This window comes from Ulvibacter litoralis (assembly GCF_900102055.1).
Taxonomy (GTDB): domain Bacteria; phylum Bacteroidota; class Bacteroidia; order Flavobacteriales; family Flavobacteriaceae; genus Ulvibacter; species Ulvibacter litoralis.
Genome location: NZ_FNBA01000003.1, coordinates 409,784 through 432,887, shown reverse-complemented (window position 1 = coordinate 432,887; position 23,104 = coordinate 409,784). Strand labels below are relative to the sequence as shown.

At 36.9% G+C, this 23,104-nt stretch carries 23 protein-coding genes; 9 read left to right on the top strand and 14 right to left on the bottom strand.

Translation table 11 applies throughout. From position 1 onward, the window contains the following. Positions 1 to 41 precede the first annotated feature (41 nt). The 3 genes from BLQ00_RS12060 to BLQ00_RS12050 all read left to right on the top strand — a co-directional run bounded on the left by BLQ00_RS12060 (position 42) and on the right by BLQ00_RS12050 (position 1,310). Positions 42 to 284 carry a hypothetical protein gene (locus tag BLQ00_RS12060; RefSeq protein WP_093144550.1) on the top strand — a complete coding sequence of 81 codons (243 nt, stop codon included), beginning with the start codon at positions 42 to 44 and terminating at the stop codon, positions 282 to 284. Next, entirely contained in the window at positions 281 to 724 is a 444-nt protein-coding gene (locus tag BLQ00_RS12055; protein WP_093144549.1) for a DinB family protein, read from the top strand. The genes BLQ00_RS12060 and BLQ00_RS12055 overlap by 4 nt, the downstream gene beginning before the upstream one ends. A gap of 79 nt (positions 725 to 803) precedes the next feature. Further along, on the top strand, positions 804 to 1,310 hold the full coding sequence (locus BLQ00_RS12050) for an OmpH/Skp family outer membrane protein (protein ID WP_093144548.1): 507 nt from the start codon (positions 804 to 806) through the stop codon (positions 1,308 to 1,310). Between the two features lie 38 nt (positions 1,311 to 1,348). Here BLQ00_RS12050 and guaB read toward each other — a convergent pair whose 3' ends face one another. The 9 genes from guaB to BLQ00_RS12005 all read right to left on the bottom strand — a co-directional run bounded on the left by guaB (position 1,349) and on the right by BLQ00_RS12005 (position 9,903). After that, positions 1,349 to 2,821: an IMP dehydrogenase gene (guaB, locus tag BLQ00_RS12045; protein ID WP_093144547.1), complete on the bottom strand. Its 1,473-nt coding sequence runs from the start codon at positions 2,819 to 2,821 to the stop codon at positions 1,349 to 1,351. 78 nt (positions 2,822 to 2,899) lie between these two features. Next, entirely contained in the window at positions 2,900 to 3,388 is a 489-nt protein-coding gene (locus tag BLQ00_RS12040; protein WP_093144546.1) for a hypothetical protein, read from the bottom strand. After that, the gene (locus tag BLQ00_RS12035; RefSeq protein ID WP_093144545.1) at positions 3,388 to 3,918 is read right to left on the bottom strand and encodes an FMN-binding protein; all 531 of its coding nucleotides are present in this window, start codon (positions 3,916 to 3,918) and stop codon (positions 3,388 to 3,390) included. Before BLQ00_RS12035 ends, BLQ00_RS12040 begins: the two co-directional genes overlap by 1 nt. A 37-nt stretch (positions 3,919 to 3,955) precedes the next feature. After that, complete coding sequence (locus BLQ00_RS12030; RefSeq protein WP_093144544.1) at positions 3,956 to 5,131, bottom strand: hypothetical protein; 1,176 nt, start codon at positions 5,129 to 5,131, stop codon at positions 3,956 to 3,958. A gap of 136 nt (positions 5,132 to 5,267) precedes the next feature. Next, positions 5,268 to 5,744 (bottom strand): heme-binding domain-containing protein, encoded by a 477-nt coding sequence (locus BLQ00_RS12025; protein WP_093144543.1) that lies wholly within the window; start codon positions 5,742 to 5,744, stop codon positions 5,268 to 5,270. A gap of 3 nt (positions 5,745 to 5,747) precedes the next feature. Continuing rightward, entirely contained in the window at positions 5,748 to 7,283 is a 1,536-nt protein-coding gene (locus BLQ00_RS12020) for a bifunctional metallophosphatase/5'-nucleotidase (RefSeq protein WP_093144542.1), read from the bottom strand. A gap of 1 nt (position 7,284) precedes the next feature. Next, positions 7,285 to 8,148 (bottom strand): hydroxymethylglutaryl-CoA lyase, encoded by an 864-nt coding sequence (locus tag BLQ00_RS12015; protein ID WP_093144669.1) that lies wholly within the window; start codon positions 8,146 to 8,148, stop codon positions 7,285 to 7,287. Positions 8,149 to 8,264: 116 nt separating this feature from the next. Next, positions 8,265 to 8,879, bottom strand: coding sequence for a LysE family translocator (locus BLQ00_RS12010; RefSeq protein WP_093144541.1), 615 nt, complete (start codon positions 8,877 to 8,879; stop codon positions 8,265 to 8,267). A gap of 1 nt (position 8,880) precedes the next feature. Continuing rightward, the gene (locus tag BLQ00_RS12005; RefSeq protein ID WP_093144540.1) at positions 8,881 to 9,903 is read right to left on the bottom strand and encodes a quinone-dependent dihydroorotate dehydrogenase; all 1,023 of its coding nucleotides are present in this window, start codon (positions 9,901 to 9,903) and stop codon (positions 8,881 to 8,883) included. A gap of 87 nt (positions 9,904 to 9,990) precedes the next feature. On the opposite strand from BLQ00_RS12005, the gene pepT reads away from it, so the two are divergent. Next, complete coding sequence (pepT, locus tag BLQ00_RS12000) at positions 9,991 to 11,229, top strand: peptidase T (RefSeq protein WP_093144539.1); 1,239 nt, start codon at positions 9,991 to 9,993, stop codon at positions 11,227 to 11,229. Between the two features lie 75 nt (positions 11,230 to 11,304). Here the strand turns inward: pepT and yajC are convergent, their stop codons facing one another. The 4 genes from yajC to BLQ00_RS11980 form a co-directional block, all read right to left on the bottom strand. Next, on the bottom strand, positions 11,305 to 11,592 hold the full coding sequence (yajC, locus tag BLQ00_RS11995; protein ID WP_093144538.1) for a preprotein translocase subunit YajC: 288 nt from the start codon (positions 11,590 to 11,592) through the stop codon (positions 11,305 to 11,307). 23 nt (positions 11,593 to 11,615) lie between these two features. Continuing rightward, the gene (locus BLQ00_RS11990; RefSeq protein WP_093144537.1) at positions 11,616 to 12,098 is read right to left on the bottom strand and encodes a DUF1573 domain-containing protein; all 483 of its coding nucleotides are present in this window, start codon (positions 12,096 to 12,098) and stop codon (positions 11,616 to 11,618) included. A gap of 54 nt (positions 12,099 to 12,152) precedes the next feature. Beyond that, a complete protein-coding gene (gene nusB / locus BLQ00_RS11985) occupies positions 12,153 to 13,097 on the bottom strand; it encodes a transcription antitermination factor NusB (RefSeq protein WP_093144536.1) in 945 nt (314 codons plus the stop codon). Between the two features lie 126 nt (positions 13,098 to 13,223). Further along, a complete protein-coding gene (locus BLQ00_RS11980; protein ID WP_093144535.1) occupies positions 13,224 to 14,321 on the bottom strand; it encodes a Glu/Leu/Phe/Val family dehydrogenase in 1,098 nt (365 codons plus the stop codon). A gap of 116 nt (positions 14,322 to 14,437) precedes the next feature. Here BLQ00_RS11980 and BLQ00_RS11975 point away from each other — a divergent pair, with 116 nt between their 5' ends. The 5 genes from BLQ00_RS11975 to BLQ00_RS11955 all read left to right on the top strand — a co-directional run bounded on the left by BLQ00_RS11975 (position 14,438) and on the right by BLQ00_RS11955 (position 22,595). Continuing rightward, positions 14,438 to 16,192 carry an ABC transporter ATP-binding protein gene (locus BLQ00_RS11975; RefSeq protein ID WP_093144534.1) on the top strand — a complete coding sequence of 585 codons (1,755 nt, stop codon included), beginning with the start codon at positions 14,438 to 14,440 and terminating at the stop codon, positions 16,190 to 16,192. Positions 16,193 to 16,257: 65 nt separating this feature from the next. Beyond that, on the top strand, positions 16,258 to 16,647 hold the full coding sequence (locus BLQ00_RS11970) for a PUR family DNA/RNA-binding protein (protein ID WP_093144533.1): 390 nt from the start codon (positions 16,258 to 16,260) through the stop codon (positions 16,645 to 16,647). A gap of 103 nt (positions 16,648 to 16,750) precedes the next feature. Beyond that, entirely contained in the window at positions 16,751 to 19,270 is a 2,520-nt protein-coding gene (locus BLQ00_RS11965) for a M14 family metallopeptidase (protein ID WP_093144668.1), read from the top strand. A gap of 41 nt (positions 19,271 to 19,311) precedes the next feature. Then, complete coding sequence (locus tag BLQ00_RS11960; protein WP_093144532.1) at positions 19,312 to 20,910, top strand: phytoene desaturase family protein; 1,599 nt, start codon at positions 19,312 to 19,314, stop codon at positions 20,908 to 20,910. Positions 20,911 to 20,972: 62 nt separating this feature from the next. Then, positions 20,973 to 22,595, top strand: coding sequence for a SulP family inorganic anion transporter (locus BLQ00_RS11955; RefSeq protein ID WP_093144531.1), 1,623 nt, complete (start codon positions 20,973 to 20,975; stop codon positions 22,593 to 22,595). On the opposite strand, the gene BLQ00_RS11950 is transcribed toward BLQ00_RS11955, so the two are convergent. Beyond that, positions 22,592 to 23,101, bottom strand: a complete 510-nt coding sequence (locus BLQ00_RS11950; RefSeq protein WP_093144530.1) for a DUF6265 family protein — start codon at positions 23,099 to 23,101, stop codon at positions 22,592 to 22,594. The genes BLQ00_RS11955 and BLQ00_RS11950 overlap by 4 nt on opposite strands. Between the last annotated feature and the right edge of the window lie 3 nt (positions 23,102 to 23,104).

Sequence of the window (23,104 nt, the reverse complement as noted above, 5' to 3'; positions counted from 1 at the left end):
ATTCTTTTCCGAAGTAAAAAATTTAACATAAACAATCACAAATGACTGAAAGAGTAAAACTTATATGGGATTTTAGAGGCCCTAATGCTGCACCAATTGCCGAACATCATGCAAAACATTTAAGCGAATTCGCAATCGCCGAAGCACTTCAACATACCCTCTGCGGATTTGAAAAAATTACCGAAGTCCATCATATTGCTTACCTTATTGTAGAAAAAAAACACATGAATACGCTACGAGAAAGCTTAAAACCCAATCGCGGCCAATTATATACCGAAAAATGAAATCGTTTTTTAAAGACAAATTCGAATACAATTACGCTAGCAACAAAGCAGTCATTCTACTAATTGAAGCGAATCCAAAAGCGTATACCGAAAGAATTCAGACCTTATTAAGTCATACTTTTAACGCTCATGCTATCTGGAACAACCGCATCCTTCAACAAAAACACAGCATAGGTGTTTGGGATTTGTATCAAATTTCAGAATTACAATCCCAAAACCGTGAACATCAAAGTAACAGTCTTGCCATACTTTCAGAAACAGACCTCGAAAAAGAAATTGAATACATCGACTCGAAAGGCACTAAATACACCAACAAAGCTGCTGATATTTTATACCATATCATTAACCACAGCACTTACCATAGAGGTCAAATAATTTCCGAATTAAAAACATTGGGAGTTTCCCCAATCGCTACAGATTTTATCTTTTTTAAGCGCTAATACGTTAACATATTGACAATTTGCTTCTTTAAAAATTAAATTTACCCTATTATTGCGCCAAATTTAACTTACGTACATTATGAAAACTTTTAAACTTTTATTTCTTTTTCTTAGCATCACTAGTTTCGCTCAATCGAAAGTAGGAACTGTAGATATTGATTATATCCTTTCTAAAATGCCTGAATTATCAAGCGTTCAAGCTGAAATTGAAACTTATGGAAAAGGTCTGGATGTAGATTTAAACAAAAAAGTAGACGCCTACAAAGCATTAATTGAAACTTACAAAGCAAGCGAAGCAAGCCTATCAGAAGATCAAAAGAAACAAAAACAACAAGAATTAGTGACTGCTGAAACTGATTTAAATAAATTTCAACAAAACGGAAACCAATTAATTAATATTAAGCGTGACGAACTATTACGTCCATTATATTCGAAGATTGGTGAGAGTTTAGAAAAAATATCTAAAGCTGAAAACTTCACCCAAGTTTTTCAAATAGACAACTCGATTGTTTATATAGACCCAACGCTAGATATTACCATTAAAATTCTAAAAGACTTAGGAATTGAAGTAAAAGAAGAAAACTAATTCTTTTACTCTTAAAAAAAATGCTAAAGAAGCACCAACTATCTTGAATAGTTTGGTGCTTCTTTCGTTATGGTAACATCGTGTGGATGACTTTCATTGATACCAGAAGCAGTGATTTTTACAAAGCGTCCTGTTTCTTTTAAAGTATTAATATCTTTAGCGCCACAGTATCCCATTCCGGCACGAAGCCCACCGATAAACTGTGTCATGCTTTCTACCAATTCACCTTTATAGTTTACGCGCCCTACAATACCTTCTGGAACTAGTTTCTTAATATCATCTTCAACATCTTGAAAATAGCGGTCTTTAGAACCTTGTTTCATGGCTTCTACAGAACCCATTCCGCGATACGATTTAAATTTACGCCCTTCGTAGATAATAGTTTCTCCTGGCGACTCTTTTGTTCCGGCAAGTAACGATCCTAACATCACACTGTCTGCTCCAGCTGCAATTGCTTTTGGAATATCTCCAGTATAACGAATTCCGCCATCTGCAATCACCGGAACACCACTTCCTTTAATAGCCGCAGCAACTTCAAGAACTGCTGAGAATTGAGGAAAACCAACTCCCGCTACAACACGTGTTGTACAAATAGAACCTGGCCCAATTCCAACTTTCACAGCATCTGCACCAGCTTCAACCAAATACCTGGCTGCTTCGGCGGTTGCAATATTCCCTACAACAACGTCTAGGTCTGGAAATTTAGCTTTCACTTCTTTCAAAACCATTACCACTCCTTTTGTATGTCCGTGAGCAGTATCAATAATAACAGCATCTACTTGCGCTTGCACTAATGCTTCAGCACGCTCTACAGCATCTGGTGTTACTCCTAATGCTGCTGCAACGCGAAGTCTTCCGTAGGAATCCTTATTCGCCGTAGGCTTTAAAGTTAATTTTGTGATATCACGAAAAGTTATCAATCCTAACAGTTTTCCATCGTCTGCAACAACTGGTAACTTTTCAATTTTATTTTTCTGAAGAATAATCTCTGCTTGTTTCAGCGACGTTCCTTGCTCCACAGTAACCAAGTTTTCCGAAGTCATAACTTCGCTTAAGTTACGCTCAAAGTTTTTCTCAAAACGAAGATCACGATTGGTAACGATACCTATTAGTTTCCCTTCCGCATCTGTAATCGGAATTCCGCCAATACCATATTCACGCATTGTTTTTTGAGCATCGCCTACGGTAGCAGTTTTCGGTAAGGTAACAGGATCGATAATCATACCGCTTTCTGCACGCTTTACTTTACGAACCTCAGCCGCTTGTGCCTCAATAGACATGTTTTTATGCAATACACCAATACCTCCTTCGCGAGCCATCGCAATAGCCATAGCGCTTTCAGTAACAGTATCCATTGCTGCGGAAACAATAGGTACATTTAATGTAATATTTCTTGAGAATTGGGTTTTAATAGAAACCTCTCGTGGTAAAACTTCTGAAAAAGCAGGCACTAATAATACGTCGTCGTAAGTAAGGCCTTCTCCTAGAATTTTGTTTTCGTGTGCAGTCATCGCAATTAAATTTAAGATGTGAAGTTACCAGAAATGGTTACTATTTAATTGCGTGCAAATATACTACAATAAGTTGTATTATTTACGCTTTAGAAGCTGAAATAAAACCAAACCTGCGCTAAGTATGTAAACAGTAGTCATTACCATACCCGAAATCATGACCACATACTTCATCCAAGAGATTCCTTTCCACATAAAATAAATACCTCCGAAGGTGAGAAGAATGGAGAAGAAAGGCTCTATCATTAAAAAAGACTTCAACTTTTTAGGAAGCGATGTAATACTCACCAGTCCTCCTAACAGAAAGAAAATAAATGAAATAGAAAGAATGTGGGTATGCAAAATGGTTAGCATTTCTCGCTCCCCCTTTTCAAATTTCATCACAGTCGCAGCTTCATCGGCTTCATTTCCTCTGTAATTTTCTTCAATGCCATTCGGAGTGGTACTATCTGTTTCTCCAACAAATAACAAACCCGTTATATAGCCTATACTTAACACCACCACAAACGCAGCAATAAACATTTTTACGTGCTTCGGAAAGGTATGTATTAAACCATCTAGCTGCATTAGATTACAGATTTTTTCTGAAGAACAGCAATGCTCTTCAACAGATTGTTTACAGCTCTTGTCATAGATTGTACTGAAATAGTAGCACCGCTTATTGGAATAATATCTTGATTGTATTGTAATTCATCTGAAGCAGGAGAAGCCCCTTCAAATTGACGAAGCCAACGTTTACTACTTATCTCGCCACCATATTCTTCTCGATACACCAACACTTTGGTTTTGGTAATAATAAAATCGGTGTCAAACAACACCAAATAATCGAAAGTTGCGGTTTTACTTGCCGCATTTCCAATGTATCCATAGCCTAACAAAGTGCCCTCTTTCACTATTTTAAACAAATTTTCAGCACCAAACTCTGAAACTGTAGCAGTATTGATTGCTTTAGAAACTGATATCGTTTGTTTCTCAAAATGTTCAATTTCAAAAAACTTAGTAATCTCTTTGTCTGCTTTTTTCACCACCTTATCTGGAATTGAAAAAGCAGTACAAAGCAGTACTACAGCCACTAAAGAAAATAACTTTTTAAACATTCAATATTTTATTAATTATTCTAATTTCTTCAAATACTTAGAACCAAGCTCCAATTCCGAAGTTTAATTGATCTCTCACATTTCCACCATCAACCGCGTTAGTTCGAAATTGATAATCCCCTTTTAGCACAACACCATTGGCAATATGATAGCTCAACCCTGTTGTAATATCTTGACGATTATAAACATCGTTTCGCAATAAATCACCCTCTGTAGCAGCATGCGTATCATATTTTTCATAGCGCGCAAAGGCAAACAAACGTTGTTTTGCTCTTAATGGCAATAAATTATAAGCACCTTCCACATAAAAACCCATCATGGCACTACCAAGATCTTCTCCTGTTAAAATGTTGTACTGATTGGTATCGGCAAGCGAACCATACACAAATTCTCCTCTTGCTGTAAATCTTCTAAAAGCATAACGCGCATCTAAAGCTACCATCGTAATTCCGATAGTTGCACCGTCTATTTCTTCAATTTCATCTTCTGCCTGACTGTTTCCGTAGTATCCAGATAATCCTAAACGAATTCCTGGCAGTCCGTAATAATCTAATTTCGCTGAAAATGTTGGTGTATTTAAGGTCGATTTTGCCGCACTTTGACGTCCGTTTCGAATCCCATTATCTCCTAACAACAAGCCTTCTATATTTGAACCATCGGCAGTAACCGATTTCAACCCATTAAAAACATAAGCTTGGTATCCTAATGAAATATTTGGAAAACGACCACTTACTCCTACTCCCAACTCTCTCCATGTAGAAGGAATAATTTGAGTATCTAACCCTGGACGCAGCGTACCATTAAATGTAGTAGGTTCATGATATTCGTTAATAATCCCCATCGGTATTAACATTAAACCACCCCTAAGATTTACATTATCTGTTAAAGCATAATTTACAAACGCTTGCTCTACAGCAAGTTCTTTAATATGTTCAAATTCAATCTCGGCTACAAACTGTGTTCTCTCATCAAATTTATACCCTACTAAAACCACCAATCTCGGAATGTCTAATTCGGCGTTTTCACTTTCGGCTTGTGTATAGGTTAACTCTGCATACGACCCTAAAGTAACGGCTTTTCCAAAATTACCCGAAAGCAATCGTTGCACACCATTAATTTGTTGATTGGGATCTGAAGAAATTGAATCTTGGGCTGTTTGAGCAATTGTAATGCTTGAAAGCAATACTACAAAACAGAATATTATTTTTCTCATTACTTAGTAATACAGACCATGTAAAATAGTCTATTAATTAAGGCACAAAAATAAAATCTGAAATCGGCTCCTACAAGTTTATTTAGAACTATTTTAAATAAACTTACTAAGACCTTATAAAAGAACCAAGATACAACTACTTAGCATTCATTTTAAGTTCGTCGGAATATTGCAATTTTGCGAGTGAAACCCACTGTAGCAGTAATTTCTTATCGTTTTCATTTAAATTACCATGAATCCAAGTGTACGATGGTAACGGCATTTCGTCCTCTTCTACCATTTCGATAAATTCTTCTAGTTTATGATCTTTCTTCTTCACAGAGTACGTTTCCCAAGCAGAAGCATTAAAATGCCCCTTTCCATGCTTTATATGATCTGCCAACCAATATGAAAACGGAGCAATTTCAGCATACCAAGGGTAGGTTGTCTGATTGCTATGACAATCGTAACAATTTTGTTTTAATATTTCTGAAACTTCTGCGGAAGGCTTAGTCTCCTTTTCAAACGCTGCGATAGAATCGTACCCTTCACTGTTTTTATCAGGTCGAATAAACTGAATAATCACCAAAGTTGCTAACGCAATAATTAGAATATACTTTACAACATTTTTCATAGACTATTGTTTTGATGCTTTTAGAAACGAAATGATTGCCTTTCGGATGTCTGAAGCTGGTTCGCTTGGAAGCGGATCATGCACTTTAATAACTCCTTTGTTTTCTGGAGTTAAAAACGGAATATCATACCCCTTCATTAAAAAATCGCTAATGGCTATGGTGTAATTTTGATTAATCTTCAACGCCTTACCACCAATCATCCAGCCTGCAATGTCACTTTCTTTAATATTGTAACGCTGTAAATAAGCACCTGTACCTCCTTTTGACTTTCCGTAGTTTAAAACTTCATTCAGTAAACTTCCTGTCATTTCTACGCGAAGTACATTTCCGCCGAATGGCAAAACTCTAAATATATCAATACTCGTAACTTCACCATCCAACATATCATCAATACGAATAGACCCTCCATTAACCAAAGCACCGTCTACTTTTTCGTTGAAGGAATTGGCCATCGCCTCCGTTATTATATCTCCCAAATTAGTCTGTATCCCTCTGCTTGCGCTATCTGTACCATCTAAAGGTGGTTTTGCTACCATGAGAACTTCTTGAGGATCTGAAATCACTTCTTTTATTTTACGTTCTAATACATTGTTCCATCTAGTTACAATCGCAGCTACTTTAGGCTCTGAAGCAATTTTATCGTCAATTGGAAATAGCTTCGAATCCACACTCAATTTCTTCGTCTGCGTATTAAACGTCAATGTGTGTATGTACACGGTTTTCGCATTGGCATCTGCTTTTGCAACCACTCCATTTCCAGCAGGAATCAACATATTATTGTGTTCATGCCCCCCCATGATAAGCTGTAGTTTTGGCAATCGTTTCGCCAACTCAACATCTTCTTCAATCGTAACATGCGTTAAACCAATGATAACATCTACTTTATTTTCAAGCGATTTGTAAGCTCTTTCTGCTTCTGCAAAAACATCGCCATACTTCACAAAATCTTGTGGATTTGAAGGAAGCGTTACACTGAAAAATCCAACTTTAATTCGAGCGCCACTTTCATCTACAACGGTAATGATATGTGTATCCTTTACAGGAATATTCCCAATATCACGCTGAAGCTTAAAAGGTGCAACCCCTGCTTTTGTTACATGAGAGACATTGGCCGAAGTCCAAGGAAACGTAGACTCATTCAAACGTTTTTGAAGCGCATCTTCAGAAATATCAAATTCGTGGTTTCCAAAAGTCACTAAGTCAAAATTCATTGCGTTCATCACCTCAATCATTTGCTTTCCTTGCAAACGTTCCCCATCCACCTTTACCGTTCCTAGCAACGACGGATTTAAAAAATCGCCCGCCATAAACAAATACGTATTCGGATTTACTTTTGAAATAGAATCTCGTACATGCGCTACTCTTGCCATTCCGCCGTATTGCCCACCACTTAGCGGTGCAATTTCATATACATCGTTCACTTGAACAAACTTAAATGTAACATCGCCCGCTTGTTTAGTTTCAGAAATAGACTGACTCGATTTACATCCAATCAATAAAAAGGTGCTAAAAATGGAAAGAATAACTAATTTTTTCATCTTAATGGTATTGGTTAAATATTTTTGATGCTTCGTTATGTGAACTTTCAAAAGACATCGGACTTATATTTGTATCCACTTTTTCTGCAGTAAAATAACTTAACATTTTCTCGGTAGGCATATTTCCAGTCAGGTCGTCTTTTGCCATTGGGCAGCCACCAAATCCTTGAATCGCACCATCAAAACGTCTGCATCCAGCTTTGTACGCAGCATCTACTTTTTCGTGCCAAGATGTTGGGGTTGTATGTAAATGTGCTCCAAATTCTATGTGTGGATACTTCGGAATTAATTCAGAGAATAAATAGGTGATAATGTCTGGCGTTGAAGATCCAACGGTATCACTTAATGATATAATCTTCACCCCCATATCTGAAAGCTTTTCGGTCCATTTCCCAACAATTTCAACATTCCACGGATCTCCGTATGGATTACCAAAGCCCATTGAAAGGTATGCAACAACTTCTTTATTATTCGCATTGGCAAGATTTAAAATCTCTTGCAATACCTCTAAAGATTGTGCAATGGTTTTATGGGTATTCCGCATCTGAAAGTTTTCAGAAATAGAAAAAGGATAGCCTAAATATTGAATTTCAGGATGTATCACGGCAGCTTCGGCACCACGAACATTTGCCACAATAGAAAGCAGTTTACTTTCGGTTGTCGACAAATCTAGTTTCGACAAGACCTCGGCAGTATCTTGCATTTGCGGAATTGCCTTTGGAGAGACAAAGCTTCCAAAATCTATGGTATCGAAACCACAGCGCAATAAGGATTGGATGTATTGTACTTTCTCCGCGGTTGGAATCCAATCTTTTATTCCTTGCATGGCGTCTCGAGGACATTCTATGATTTTTACTTTTTGCATTAACTCAAAGATATAAATTCCATCGCAGGCAAAATTAGTTTCAGTGAAAAAACTTAGTCCAAAAACATTTCTTTTTACTTCGGAAACACACAAATGCTTACACTTTCAAGCAACCATTACGGAAGTAGAATAAACACCGCGATACCAATAAACACAACAATCTGTAACCATTTTAAAACTGGACCAACTGTTTTGCTTTTCATTAAAAACTGCTTGATACTTCCAGCGAGTAATGCAATTGTTGAAAACACGATAAAAGATACTACCATAAACACAATACCGAGTATATAAAATTGTGAAACGGTATTTTCGGAAGGGCTCCAAAGAAATGCAGGAAAAAATGCTAGAAAGAAAATCATAATTTTAGGGTTCACTAAGTTCATGAAAACCCCTATTTTAAACAGTTCCCAATTCGACTTTTTAGGCGCATCTTCAGAGAACGTTACCGACGCATCACTTTTATACACACTGTATGCCAGATATAGTAAATATAAAGCCCCAAAGACTTTAATTCCGTAGAAAATACTTTCCGAAGCAGTGATAATTGCCGAAACACCAAACGCCAATAATGTAGTATGTACAATACAACCGCTTATTAATCCTGCCGTTGTTGCGATACCGCTTTTGGTTCCGTTGACCAACGATTGCGTTAGTACATATATATTATCGGGACCCGGCGAAAAAGCCAATGCCAAGGTTGCAAGCGAAAAGGAAAGTACATTTTCTATCATGTTACGCCTTTAAAATCGCCTTGTTTATATTTTTAATTAACGCAGGACCTTCGTATATAAACCCTGTGTACAGCTGCACCAAACTCGCGCCTGCTTCTATTTTTTCTAAGGCGTCTTCTGGCGTGTGAATTCCGCCAACTCCTATAATTGGAAATGCTTTATTGCTCTTTTCTGAAAGAAATCGGATTACTTCCGTTGCTCTTTTCCCAAGTGGTTTTCCGCTCATCCCCCCCATTTCCTTTTTATTTTCTGAAACCAATCCGTCTCTAGAGATGGTTGTATTTGTTGCTATTACACCATCAATTTTAGTTTCTGAAACTATCTCGATAATATCCAACAATTGTTCGTTGGTTAAATCTGGCGCAATTTTAAGTAAAATCGGTTTGCGCTTCGCTCTTGCATTGTTATTCGTCTGAAGTGTTTGTAACAATCGAGTCAAAGGCTCCTTATCCTGAAGTGCTCTTAAATTGGGTGTATTGGGAGAACTTACGTTGACCACAAAATAATCTACATGATCGAACAACGCTTCAAAACAAATCACATAATCGTTTACAGCCTCTTCGTTTGGTGTTACTTTGTTCTTCCCAATATTTCCACCTATAAGTACGTGCTTGCTTGTTGTGTTTCGTTTTAATCGCTCTACAGCCTCTTCTACTCCGCCGTTATTAAACCCCATTCGATTGACCAATGCACTGTCGTCTTGCAAACGAAACAAGCGTTTTTTCGGATTACCCGCTTGCGGTTTTGGTGTTACGGTTCCAATTTCAATAAAACCAAATCCAAGATTAGATAACTCTTTATACAATTTCGCATCTTTATCAAATCCTGCAGCTAGTCCGACAGGATTTGGAAATGTAAGTCCGAATAATCGACGTTCTAACTTCGGATTTTTAACTTGATAAAGGCTTCGGAAAAGTCCGCCAAAACCAACTTTGTTCAGAAAACGTAACAGTGAAAACGTGAAATAATGAATCTTCTCTGGATCTATTAAAAAGAAGATAGGACGAATAATAGCTTTGTACATGAGTTGAAAGTTCTGATGCAAAAATAGTATTAAAGTATGTATTAGTTATTTTGATTATGTGTTAATTTGTACTTTAAATGAAAAACAATGATTGAAAAACAACACCTCATAAACCGTTTTGTTAGCTACGTTACTGTAGACACCGAAAGCGATCCTGAAAGCAACACAACTCCAAGTAGTGCGAAACAATGGGATTTAGCCAATGCTTTGGTTGAAGAATTGAAGCAAATTGGACTGCAAGATGTTACCATTGACGAGAACGCTTACATTATGGCTACACTACCTAGTAATGTAGATTACGAAACACCTGTAATTGGTTTTATATCTCACTTTGATACAACACCAGATTTTACAGGAGCCAATGTAAAACCTCAAATTATTGAGAATTACGATGGAAAAGATATTGTTTTAAATGAAGCTGAAAACATTATTCTTTCACCAGACGACTTTGACGACTTATTGTTGTACAAAGGTCAGACTTTAATCACCACCGACGGAACTACGCTATTAGGAGCAGATGATAAAGCAGGTATTGCTGAAATTATTTCCGCGATGGAATACCTTGTAAATCATCCTGAGCTAAAACACGGTACAATAAAAGTTGGTTTCACTCCCGATGAAGAAATTGGTCGTGGTGCACATAAGTTTGATGTTGATAAATTTGGTGCTGACTGGGCATACACTATGGATGGAAGTCAGATAGGCGAATTGGAATATGAAAACTTTAATGCAGCAGGAGCCGTAGTAACTATTAAAGGAAAAATTGTACATCCAGGTTACGCAAAAGGAAAAATGATAAACAGCATGTACATTGCTACCGACTTTATCAACTCCTTACCTAGAATGGAAACTCCAGAGCATACAGAAGACCGTCAAGGGTTTTTCCACTTATACAGTATAAATGGAGAAGTTGACGGAACAAAATTACAATACATCATTCGCGATCACGACAGAGGTCATTTTGAAGCTCGTAAAGAGATGATTCAAAAATTGGCGGAAGAACTGAACGAGCAATACGAAAAAGAACTCATTTCAGTCGAAATTAAAGATCAATACTTCAATATGCGCGAAAAGGTAGAACCAGTAATGCACATTGTTGATATTGCTGAAGAAGCGATGAAGATGGCAAACATTATTCCGCTTATCAAACCTATTCGTGGTGGAACAGACGGTTCTCAATTAAGCTTTATGGGACTTCCTTGTCCAAACATCTTTGCTGGTGGTCATAACTTCCACGGAAGATTTGAATACGTTCCTGTAGAAAGCATGCTAAAAGCCATTGAAGTGATTGTAAATATTGCGCAATTGGTTGGAAAGAAAAAGTAACTACACATTTAGATATAGTGCATAAAAAAACCTTCAGTAATCACTGAAGGTTTTTTTTAGTATCGTATTTAAAAACTACTCTTTTTTAGCGGGAGCATTTAATTTAGTACTCAACTCCATTGAAAGAGCTGAACGCTCAAATTTCATTTTTCCTGCTCCAGATTCAATAATACAAGTACCGTCGTCATTTAAGTTAAGGATTTTTCCGTGCATACCACTTTTCGTAACCACTTTATCTCCTACTTTAATTTCGGCAGAAAAGTTTTTTTCCTGTTTTTGCTTTTTCATTTGTGGACGTATTAAAAATAAATACATCACTAAAAAAAGAAGAATAATAGGTAAAAAACCTTGAATTTGCTCCATCATAATTTAATAGTTTCTATAAATTATTTAGTTTGGATTGCTCCTCCAGCTGGAGATGCTCCTTCTTTCGCGTTTACGAAAGCTTTGATTACTAAAGTTTCTTTTCCTTTTGCAGTATTAGCAGTAACAGTTACTGTTTTACTTACTTGGTTTTTTCCACTTCCGTTAAATTTAACTAATAATTCTCCTTCTTCACCTGGTGCAACTGGCTCTTTAGAGTATGAAGGAACTGTACATCCACAGCTACCTTTTGCATCAACAATTACTAAAGGAGCTTTTCCTGTATTTGTAAATTTAAATACGTGCTCTACATTTGTCCCACCTTCGATTTCACCAAAGTCATATTCACTTTCTGCGAAAGTCATTACTGGAAGCTCTCCTGCTTTAGCATCACGATCTGCTGCTGCTGCTACATTTTCTTCACTTACTTTATCTGCTGCGTTTTCTTTACAAGAAGTGAAAGCAAATACTGAAAGTACGGCAAGTACTAAAATTGATTTTTTCATAGTCTATTAATTTTTAAATTTTTAAGAATAGCAAATTTACTTATTTTTTTGCTTTTATTTAAGTCCTCTTCCAATTTTATTTAGCTTCTTGGCGCTCTCAAATTCTTTTACCAATTTATCTAAAATACCGTTAATGAAGATACTACTCTTAGGGGTTGAGTACTCTTTAGATATTTCAAGATACTCGTTAATCGTTGCACGAACGGGTATAGAAGGGAAGTATAAAAATTCAGCAATCCCTAATTTCAATATAATCATATCGATTTCTGCAATACGTTCTTTGTCCCAATTAGGTGTTTTACCATCAATCTCTGACGATAATTTTTCATCATTAAGAATTACTTTCCGAAGTAATTGCAACGCAAAATCTCTATCTTCAATATCCTTATACAACTCTGGAATTAAAACTGTAGCTACATTTTTTTCTGAAAGTTTTGAAAGCATTTTAACAATTGCGGTGTTTACAATTGGAAAATCGTCAATCCAAGTAAGGCGTTTGTCTTCTAGGTACTCGTAAAACTTATCGTTAGGAGCAATCACATCTTTAAACATTTTTACCACAAAAGCTTGATCTTCTTTGTAAGTAGTATCCGTTTTTAAAAGATATTCATTATACCAATCTTGCTCTTTCAACTTATTAAACAAAATTGCTACATACTCAGCATCTTGCGCCCAATAATTAAGTCCTTTCTTATCTATGGTGTCCATAAAAACCGAATTAGACCCGATTAAACGAAGCACTTTATTATCGATAAATGTTTTACTTGGATTTTTTTCTAGCGCTGTTGCTAGGTGTTTTTTTTGAGATACCACCAAAAAATTTTCAGCATGATCTCTCATTTCTACTAACAACTGAAGGGTTAGTAAATATAAATCGAGCATTTGCTCAATACTATAGAAAAGAAATTTTTCTTGCTTACCTAAATCTGGATGCTCTGTTTGATTATAAGCATAAATGGATTGAACTACTTTTACTCGAATATGTCTCCTTGTAAGCATATGTTTAAAGAACTTTTTTTTGAAATTTTAATCTCTTGATGAAAAAATCTACACAAATGTAGAAAAAATTAGCGCGCAAGAAACTTCCTTACGCGCTGCAAATATATAACTTAAAAAAATTGAAAACTATTTTTCTTTCTTTCTAGCGTCAATTCTTGATTGAGCTACATCGAAAGCGGCTTGATGTGTTGTAACACCGTTCGTTTCAGCATTGTTTAAAATTTCTAATGTCGTATTATAAATGTTTTCAGTTTTACGGATAATCTCTTGACGTCCGTAGTTCTCTAATTCTGCATAAACATTAATAATACCACCAGCGTTTATTAAGAAATCTGGTGCGTAAACAATTCCTTTTTCACGAAGAATCTGTCCGTGTTTATTCTCGTCTGCTAATTGATTGTTTGCTGCTCCAGCAATAATTTTAGCTTTTAATTGGTTAATAGTATCATCATTTACCGTCGCTCCTAAAGCACACGGAGCATAAATATCCATTTGCTCAGCATATAGGTTCGAACCGGTGTAAATAGTAGCACTGTACTTATCACGAACTTCTTCCAAACGATCTTGGTTAATGTCTGAGATAAATACTTTAGCTCCTTCATTGGTAAGATTTTCTACCAACGCTTCACCAACGTTTCCAATTCCTTGTACGTAAACTACTTTATCTTCTAAAACATCGCTTCCGTAAGTATACTTAGCTGCTGCTTTCATTCCCATAAAAACACCATATGCTGTAATTGGAGAAGGGTTTCCTGCACCACCTTTGTCTTCAGAAATACCCGTAACATAAGGAGTTACAGTTCTCACTAAATCCATATCGCTTGTTGCCATCCCTACATCTTCCGCAGTAATGTATTTTCCGCCAAGTGAATGCACAAACTCACCAAAACGCAACATTAACTCTGGAGTTTTCTGTGTTTTTGCATCACCAATAATCACGGCTTTTCCCCCACCTAGGTTTAAACCTGTAACGGCAGACTTGAAAGTCATCCCTCTAGACAAACGAAGTACATCATTTAACGCATCCCATTCGCTAGCATATTGCCACATTCTGGTACCACCTAAAGCAGGTCCTAAGACTGTATTATGTATACCAATTATTGCTTTTAATCCTGTATCTTTGTCGTTGCAAAAAACAATTTGCTCGTGGTTATCAAAAGACATTTGCCCAAAAACTGGGGCCACTTTTTTAAGTTCACTTGGGGTAAGTATTTCAGTCACCATACTATTTAAATTTTTAGGTATCCGTAAAATGGACGTGCAAAAATAACAGTAAACCAACAATTCAACAAAACAAATAGTATTAAAATACGAATTTGTTAATAAATTATACAGCTTACATGAAAGAGCTTCAGCATCTAAATCGCTATTTTCTAAAGTACAAAGGTCGTCTTATCTTCGGATTAGTCATCACAATTATTGCTAGAATATTCAGTTTATTGACTCCTAAATTTGTGGGAGACTCGGTAAATGTAGTCGAAAAATACATTAATGGCGAAATTACTGATTTAGCCATCGTAGAATACGAATTGTTAATCAACATTCTTATCATATTAGGAACCACTCTTTTAGCTGCTTTTTTCACTTTTTTAATGCGACAAGCCATTATCGTAGTATCACGACATATTGAGTTTGACTTAAAAAATGAAATTTTTCAACAGTACGAACGCCTTTCACTAAGCTTTTACAAGCAAAATAGAACAGGAGATTTAATGAACCGTATTAGTGAAGATGTTAATAAAGTAAGAATGTATGCGGGCCCCGCCATCATGTACAGTACCACAACCATCACATTGTTTATTGTGGTAGTTAGCTATATGTTTTATACGGCTCCAATTTTAACACTATACGCCATTGCACCACTTCCTATCCTATCAGTAGCGGTTTATAAATTAAGTGTAATTATTCACAAGCGAAGCACCATTGTACAGCAATACCTTTCTAAACTTACCTCGTACACTCAAGAGAGCTTTAGTGGAATTGCAGTTATTAAAGCTTACGGAATTGAATCGCGCACCAATTCAGATTTTACAGACCTTGCCAGAACAAGCAAAGAAAAAAACATAGATTTAGCCAAAGTTCAAGCGTTGTTCTTTCCATTAATGATGTTATTAATAGGTGTCAGTAACCTACTCGTTATTTATATTGGAGGGAATCAATTTATAGATGGTAAAATTGACTTCGGAACCATTGTCGAATTTTTAATCTATGTAAATATGCTTACTTGGCCCGTAGCTATTGTAGGTTGGGTTACGTCAATGGTGCAACAGGCTGAAGCTTCACAGAAACGAATTAATGAGTTTTTAAAAGAAGAACCTAGCATCCAAAATCTTGTTACTGAAGCCACTCCAATACAAGGAAAGATTGATTTTAAAAACCTAACCTTTACATATCCAGATACTAATATTACAGCATTGAAAAACGTTTCTTTTTCTGTTAATCCTGGCGAAACTTTAGCCATTGTTGGAAATACGGGTTCTGGAAAATCGACCATTTTAGAACTTATAAGCCGATTGTACGATGTGGATGAAAGTCAGTTACAAATTGACAACACCAACATTAGACAATTAAACCTAAACGATGTTCGTAGCAGCATTGGGTATGTGCCTCAAGATGCGTTTCTTTTTAGCGATTCTATTAAAAACAACATTAAGTTTGGAAAAGAAAATGCTTCAGACGAAGAGGTCATTGCTGCGGCTAAAATGGCGTCTGTTCATAAAAACATTAAAGGCTTTTCCAAAGGCTACGGCACCGTGTTGGGTGAGCGCGGAATTACACTTAGTGGTGGGCAAAAGCAACGTGTTTCTATTGCACGCGCTATCATTAAAGACCCACAAATATTATTATTCGACGATTGCCTTTCCGCAGTAGACACCGAAACTGAAGAAGAAATCCTACAAAACCTACAAAAAATAAGCAAAAATAAGACTACAATTATTGTGAGTCATCGTATTTCTTCCGCCAAAAATGCCGATAAAATCATCGTACTTGAAGAAGGGGAAATCATCCAACAAGGCACTCATACTGACCTTTTAAGCAAAGAAGGTTATTACAAAGAATTGTACGCGAAACAACTTTTAGAAAAAGAAATGTAAGTTTAAGTTGGCTTATTTGGTTTTTTTTTAGATTTTTGGCAGAACGTTAATTACAAACTAAAATTATGAGTGAGCAGTATTCGATGGAGCAAGAAGAAATTTTTTCTAAAGTAATGCGTGCAGGAAGACGCACCTATTTTTTTGATGTACGATCTACAAAAGCTGGAGATTATTATTTAACCATTACTGAAAGTAAAAAGTTTACGAACGACGATGGTTCTTTTCATTACAAAAAACACAAAATTTACCTTTACAAAGAAGATTTCTCTGAGTTTCAAGATAACTTAAATGAAATGATTCAATATGTAATTGATGAAAAAGGAGACGAGGTAATTAGCGAACGTCACCAAAAAGACTTCAAAAGAGAATCTGAAATGGTTCCAACTGAAGTGGAAGCAACAACCGAAGAGCCTTCTGCTTCTAGCTTTACAGACGTAAGTTTCGACGATATTTAATAGCTATAACCAACCATTATACTATTAGCAAAACCGTTCTCAAAGATATTTGGGAGCGGTTTTTTTTATGGCTATCTTTAAACCTTTACCCAAAAATTGGTTCATGAGAAAGCAACTTTACCTTCTATTCTTTATCTGTAGCTTCACAGTTTTTTCGCAAGAAAACACTGTAGATTTAAACTATTACCTTCCGCAGGATGTCACTTACAACCCAAACATTCCAACCCCAAAAAGCAGTCTTGGTTTCGAAGTTGGCGAATGGCATGTTACGCACGACAAACTCGTAACTTATATGCAAACGCTTGCCAACGCAAGTGACAGAATTACCCTAGAAAATAGAGGCGTTACTTTTGAAGGCAGACCGTTGTTACTCCTTACCATCACAGCTCCTAAAAATCACAATAACTTAGAAAGCATTCGAAAAAACCACCTTGCATTAACCGAAAACACAAGCAGCGCACTTTCTACCAACAACATGCCAGTCGTGGTATACCAAGGCTTCTCCATTCATGGAAACGAACCTAGCGGCTCCAATGCTGCGTTGGCCGTTGCGTATTATCTAGCGGCAGCGCAAGGCCCTAAAATCGACGAATTATTAAACAATACGGTCTTATTATTTGACCCATGTTTTAACCCTGACGGACTCCAACGGTTCGCGTATTGGGCAAACACCAATAAAAGCAAAAATACAAACCCAGACCCCAACGATCGTGAGTTTGACGAGGTTTGGCCTGGCGGACGTACCAATCATTATTGGTTTGATATGAACCGTGATTGGCTTCCGGTGCAATTGCCTGAAAGTCGCGCACGAATTGAAAGTTTTCATAAATGGTATCCTAATATTTTGACCGACCATCATGAAATGGGAACCAATTCGAGTTTCTTTTTCCAACCTGGGATTCCGTCACGTACGCATCCGTTAACACCTTTAAAAAACCAAGAGTTAACCGCAGAGATTGGAACTTTTCATGCAAAGGCCTTAGATAAAATAGGGAGTTTGTATTATTCAGAAGAAGATTACGACGATTTTTACTACGGAAAGGGATCTACTTTTCCAGATGCGAACGGAAGCATTGGTATTTTGTTTGAACAAGCTTCTTCTCGCGGACACGCACAAGAAAGTGACAACGGAATTATTACATTTCCATTTACCATTCGAAATCAATTTACAACTGCATTATCTACTTTAGAAGCTGCCGTTGCCATGCGAACCAAATTGTTGAAGTACCAACGACAGTTTTTTGCCGATACTCGCAAAGAAGCATCAGGAAAAGGAGCCATCATTTTTGGAGATGAAAAAGATGCTTCAAAAGTGTATCATTTGGCTGAAATATTACAACGCCATCAAATTACATTTCACGAATTAGCTTCCGATGTTTCAGAAAATGGAACCACTTTCAAAAAAGGACACAGCTATATCATTCCGAAGCAACAAAAACACTACAAACTGATTGAAGCGATGTTCGAAAAACGAACGAAATTCAGAGACAGCTTATTCTACGATATTAGCGCTTGGACATTTCCACTGGCATTTAATTTGCCGTATACCGAAACTGCTTCCACAAACAAAATTGGCGCAAAAGTGACCGATTTACAGCCTAAAAAGCCAGCAACTTCTGCCCTATCCAATTATGCTTATTTGTTAGAATGGCAGGATTACTACGCTCCAAAAGCTTTGAACGAAATCCTTCAGAAAGGGCTTAGAGCAAAAGTAGGAATGACTCCTTTTTCAACAGCTAACAAAACATACGACTACGGCACTATACTGATTCCCGTACAAAATCAGAACCTTTCAGCAGCTCAATTACACACCTTCCTTTCCGAAGTAAGTAAAAAATCGAACGTTACCATTACGGCAGTAAACACAGGTCTCAACAAAGGGATCGATCTAGGAAGCAGAGATTTTGAAGCCTTGAATAGACCAAGTGTTGCCATGCTTGTTGGCGAAGGTATTAACAGTTATGATGCAGGAGAAATTTGGCATGTTTTTGACCAGCGATACGACATGCTCCTCACCAAATTAGATTTAAAAAATCTTAGTCGTGTCGATTTAAGCAGATATACCGATATTATTGTTCCGAGTACTTGGGGCAACCCTTTAGGTAAGGCAGACACCGAAAAACTAAAGGAATGGACTCAAAATGGCGGTACTTTAATTGCCTACAAAAATGCGGGTCGCTGGCTAAAAAACAACGGATTAATGCCGTTAGAATTTACAAAAGACAAAGACACTGCAAAAAACATCAGTTTTGAACAACGTTCTAACTTTTCGGGTGCACAACGAATTGGCGGTGCTATTTTCAACACAAGACTAGACCGTTCGCATCCTATTACTTTTGGATATACAAGCAATCATTTACCTGTATTCAGAAACACTACATTGTTTGTTACACCCGACGAAAATAGCTACAATAACCCGATTCAATACACCGAAAATCCATTGCTAGCTGGTTATATCTCTAACAAAAATTTAGCGCAATTAAAGAATACGGTTCCTTTTAAAAAGAGCAATTTAGGAAGAGGAGAAATTCTTTATTTTACAGACAACACCAACTTTAGAGCCTTTTGGTATGGTACCAATAAATTATTAATGAATGCCATATTTTTTGGAGACATCATGTAACCAAGCACCGAGGAAACCTTTTAAGCAGCTTATACTAATGAATGACTGAAAAACACTACGAACGGTTTTCTCTTGATATCGATTTCTCGGTATTTGACCATATTGTAATTGGCTCAGGAATGGGCGGATTAACTGCTGCAACGTGGCTCTCAAAAGCGGGAAAAAAGGTTGCTGTTTTGGAACGTCATTATGTTCCCGGCGGATTTACACACAGTTTTAAGCGAAAAAAAGGGTTTCAATGGGATGTAGGCGTGCATTATGTCGGCAACATGAAGAAAGACGAATCGTTACTCGGAATGTTCAATTTTATTACTGAAAGCAAACTAGAATGGGAATCGATGGGTTCCATTTATGATGTCGTTTACGTCGGAAACAAACGATTTGAATTTAAAGCTGGGAAGGAAAATTTTATAAAACAGTTTATAGAATATTTTCCTGAAGAAGAAAAGGCTATTTTGAAATATCTCTCTCTTATTGAAAAAGCCAACAAACGCGGAACCTTATTCTTTTTTGAAAAAGTTTTTGAACCTTGGTTGAGTAAATCCTTAGGACAACTTATTAAAAAACGATACGCCCGTTATTCTCAAAAAACAACTTGGGAAATACTTAGCAGTCTCACCGACAACAAACTTCTTATCGCAGTACTGTGTGGACAATGCGGAAATTACGGATTATCTCCAAAATTTAGCAGTTTTGCAGCCCACGCGATGGTTATTGGGCATTTTATGGAAGGTGGTTATTACCCTAAAGGGGGCGCCGATCAAATCTGCCTTAAAACTATTGACGTTTTAAACGCATTAGGAAGCAAGGTTTTTATCAATGCCAATGTGCAAGAAATTATCACCAAAAACAATACTGTCACCGGAATTCGGGTGGACGATACCCTTATAAACTGTTCGAGTGTAATTAGTAATGTTGGTGTTTCAAATACATTTAATCAATTATTATCTGAAAAGGCAAAACAACACTGTGGCTTCAATTTAAAACACGTACAACCTTCTACGGGACATATTTGTCTGTATGTCGGACTTTCAAAATCGAGTGTTGAATTAAACCTTCCGAAGCACAATGTTTGGTATTATGCGAATGAAAATACCGACCAATTAATTGAGAATGCGACATGTTCTGAAGCACCTACTAACTTTGCGTATATTTCGTTTCCTTCAGCAAAAGATTCAGAGTGGGAAACCAAAAACCCTGGAACGGCTACAATTCAGGCTATTTCTGTTGGAAAATACGACTGGTTTTCTGACTATGAGAATCAGCCGTGGCGAAATCGTGACGAAGCCTACAAAAAAATGAAATCCGATTTTAAAGACACTATGCTTAACCGTCTATACAGTTTGTTTCCGCAAATAGAAGGAAATATTGAAGTGACAGAAGTATCGACACCTCTTTCCACAAAACACTTTTCAAACTATAAAAAGGGAGAGATTTATGGATTGGCGCATACTCCCGAACGTTTTACACTTCCCTTCTTAAGACCAAAAACTAAAATTAAAGGACTTAAATTAGTCGGACAAGATATTACACTTGTGGGTGTATCTGGAGCAATGCTTTCTGGAGTACTATGTGCAACAACTATTTTAAAACTAAAATCTTGGCGTTTGTTTAAAGAAATTGGAGATCAAAAAAAATAAACAATAATTCAACCTCTCCTTTTCTATTTAACTATCTTTGCGCCTTTTTTAAACCCAACCCCATGTTGTTACAAAAAACCATTAAAAACTTTACGCAAAACCCTAAAAATGATATCCTTTCGGGATTAACTGTTGCTCTTGCCTTGGTTCCTGAAGCCGTTGCATTTGCCTTTGTGGCTGGCATAGATCCATTGGTTGGATTGTACGGAGCCTTCATGATGGGGATTGTAACCGCTCTTTTTGGAGGAAGACCCGGAATGATTTCTGGTGCAACCGGCGCAATGGCCGTTGTAATGATTCATTTAATTCAGAAGGGAAACGAAGTAGGTGATGCTCTTGCTACCCCTGTTGAAAATCTAGGATTGCAATGGTTGTTTATCACTTTATTATTTGTGGGAGCCATCCAAATATTAGCTGGAGTTTTTAAACTTGGAAAATTTGTTCGTTTGATACCACATCCAGTAATGATGGGATTTGTAAACGGATTGGCAATTGTAATCTTCTTATCACAATTAGGACTTTTCAAAGAAAACGTGGATGGAACCAGTCAATTTATGACAGGTACAACACTTTGGACCATGCTAGGTCTTGTAGCTCTTACGATGGGAATTATGTTCGGACTTCCAAAACTAACCAAAAAGGTTCCTGCTGCTTTAATCGCAATTGTTATCGTTGCTTGTGTCACTATTTTTGGAGGATTAGACGTTAGTACCGTTGGATCGTTCATTAAAGACGGTGGTGGTGAAGGTTTACAAGGAGGTTTACCAACATTTCAAGATCAAATATTCACTTTATTCTATACTTTAAAAGGACATTTCTGGGAGTTAATTTTACCAACTGCATTCATTTTGGCTGCTGTAGGATTAATTGAATCATTAATGACATTAAACCTCATTGACGAAATGACTGAAACCCGTGGAAGCGGAAACAGAGAGTGTGTCGCACAAGGGGGTGCCAATATCCTTAACGGCCTGTTTGGCGGTATGGGCGGTTGCGCTATGATTGGACAATCTATTATCAATGTAAACTCTGGCGGACGTGGAAGATTATCGGGAGCTACTGCTGCAATCGCATTGCTTTGCTTCGTTTTATTTGGTGCACCGTTAATTGAACAAATCCCAATCGCAGCTTTGGTTGGAGTAATGTTTATGGTTGTAATTGGAACCTTTGCGTGGAGTAGTTTTAGAATATTACATAAAATTCCGTTGGCTGATGCATTTGTATTGATTGCCGTTTCTGCAATTACCGTTTGGCAAGATTTAGCCATTGCTGTAATTTCTGGGGTGATCATGTCGGCATTAGTATTTGCTTGGAAAAACGCAACTATGATTAGAGCCCGTAAATCTATTAAAGATGACGGTACGAAGGTATACAGTATCTGGGGGCCTTTGTTTTTTGGTTCTGTACAAAACTTCAATTCAAAATTTGACGCGAAAAACGATCCTGACAAAGTTGAAATTGACTTTATGGAATCTAAAATTAGTGATCACTCTGGGGTAGAAGCTATTCGTAATTTAGCCAATAAATACATGGAGCTAAACAAAGAAATTAAGCTTGTTCATTTAAGCCCAGACTGTAAAACACTATTGCTAAAGTGGAACCCAGAATTCGAAAAAGTTATTGAAGAAGCAATCGATGATCCTCGTTACCACGTAGTAACCGATATTTTGGACAATGATATTTAATTGTCTCGTTTAAAAAAGAAGTCAATTTTTTGATTCTCTCCTTCTATTTCACCTTCAATCCAAGCGTGAATGGAATCGTTTACAGGATTTGTATAGGTAATGTACTTCGGAAAGTCATGTGCTTCATTTCCAAATCTGAACACACCTTCAGGAGTAGAAATTTGCTGGAATGTCACCGCTTCCGCTTCATTTTGATCTGGAACCTGCACCGTTAAAAACACTCCTTTCGGGTTCTGCTGAAGGATTAGACGTTCAGCAAAAACAGTATCGTTAGCAACCATCGTATAGCTGAAAGAAGTAAGAGTACTATCGTTTTTCTGCTTCCAACGCTCGTAGGATTTCCGTTCAGTTTCTGTATTCGACCAATCGCCTACCAACCATTGCAATGCTTCAATCTCAGGATATTTTTTCACTGAAACTTCCGAAGAAACAACCTCTTTTTTAATTTCATTTTTACAGGAGAAACTACATATTCCAAGCACAACAATAATTAGTATTTTATACATAAA

What these genes read in the sequence shown, in the direction of transcription:
- BLQ00_RS11975 (WP_093144534.1), top strand. Translation starts at nt 14,438, where the DNA reads ATGAAAGAGCTTCAGCATCTAAATCGCTATTTTCTAAAGTACAAAGGT.
- guaB (WP_093144547.1), bottom strand. Translation starts at nt 2,821, where the DNA reads ATGACTGCACACGAAAACAAAATTCTAGGAGAAGGCCTTACTTACGAC.
- BLQ00_RS12020 (WP_093144542.1), bottom strand. Translation starts at nt 7,283, where the DNA reads ATGAAAAAATTAGTTATTCTTTCCATTTTTAGCACCTTTTTATTGATT.
- BLQ00_RS11990 (WP_093144537.1), bottom strand. Translation starts at nt 12,098, where the DNA reads ATGAAAAAATCAATTTTAGTACTTGCCGTACTTTCAGTATTTGCTTTC.
- BLQ00_RS12050 (WP_093144548.1), top strand. Translation starts at nt 804, where the DNA reads ATGAAAACTTTTAAACTTTTATTTCTTTTTCTTAGCATCACTAGTTTC.
- BLQ00_RS11960 (WP_093144532.1), top strand. Translation starts at nt 19,312, where the DNA reads ATGACTGAAAAACACTACGAACGGTTTTCTCTTGATATCGATTTCTCG.
- BLQ00_RS11980 (WP_093144535.1), bottom strand. Translation starts at nt 14,321, where the DNA reads ATGGTGACTGAAATACTTACCCCAAGTGAACTTAAAAAAGTGGCCCCA.
- BLQ00_RS12060 (WP_093144550.1), top strand. Translation starts at nt 42, where the DNA reads ATGACTGAAAGAGTAAAACTTATATGGGATTTTAGAGGCCCTAATGCT.
- BLQ00_RS11955 (WP_093144531.1), top strand. Translation starts at nt 20,973, where the DNA reads ATGTTGTTACAAAAAACCATTAAAAACTTTACGCAAAACCCTAAAAAT.
- yajC (WP_093144538.1), bottom strand. Translation starts at nt 11,592, where the DNA reads ATGGAGCAAATTCAAGGTTTTTTACCTATTATTCTTCTTTTTTTAGTG.
- BLQ00_RS12030 (WP_093144544.1), bottom strand. Translation starts at nt 5,131, where the DNA reads ATGAGAAAAATAATATTCTGTTTTGTAGTATTGCTTTCAAGCATTACA.
- BLQ00_RS11965 (WP_093144668.1), top strand. Translation starts at nt 16,751, where the DNA reads ATGAGAAAGCAACTTTACCTTCTATTCTTTATCTGTAGCTTCACAGTT.
- pepT (WP_093144539.1), top strand. Translation starts at nt 9,991, where the DNA reads ATGATTGAAAAACAACACCTCATAAACCGTTTTGTTAGCTACGTTACT.
- BLQ00_RS12025 (WP_093144543.1), bottom strand. Translation starts at nt 5,744, where the DNA reads ATGAAAAATGTTGTAAAGTATATTCTAATTATTGCGTTAGCAACTTTG.
- BLQ00_RS12055 (WP_093144549.1), top strand. Translation starts at nt 281, where the DNA reads ATGAAATCGTTTTTTAAAGACAAATTCGAATACAATTACGCTAGCAAC.
- BLQ00_RS12015 (WP_093144669.1), bottom strand. Translation starts at nt 8,148, where the DNA reads ATGCAAAAAGTAAAAATCATAGAATGTCCTCGAGACGCCATGCAAGGA.
- nusB (WP_093144536.1), bottom strand. Translation starts at nt 13,097, where the DNA reads ATGCTTACAAGGAGACATATTCGAGTAAAAGTAGTTCAATCCATTTAT.
- BLQ00_RS11970 (WP_093144533.1), top strand. Translation starts at nt 16,258, where the DNA reads ATGAGTGAGCAGTATTCGATGGAGCAAGAAGAAATTTTTTCTAAAGTA.
- BLQ00_RS12010 (WP_093144541.1), bottom strand. Translation starts at nt 8,879, where the DNA reads ATGATAGAAAATGTACTTTCCTTTTCGCTTGCAACCTTGGCATTGGCT.
- BLQ00_RS12035 (WP_093144545.1), bottom strand. Translation starts at nt 3,918, where the DNA reads ATGTTTAAAAAGTTATTTTCTTTAGTGGCTGTAGTACTGCTTTGTACT.
- BLQ00_RS12005 (WP_093144540.1), bottom strand. Translation starts at nt 9,903, where the DNA reads ATGTACAAAGCTATTATTCGTCCTATCTTCTTTTTAATAGATCCAGAG.
- BLQ00_RS11950 (WP_093144530.1), bottom strand. Translation starts at nt 23,101, where the DNA reads ATGTATAAAATACTAATTATTGTTGTGCTTGGAATATGTAGTTTCTCC.
- BLQ00_RS12040 (WP_093144546.1), bottom strand. Translation starts at nt 3,388, where the DNA reads ATGCAGCTAGATGGTTTAATACATACCTTTCCGAAGCACGTAAAAATG.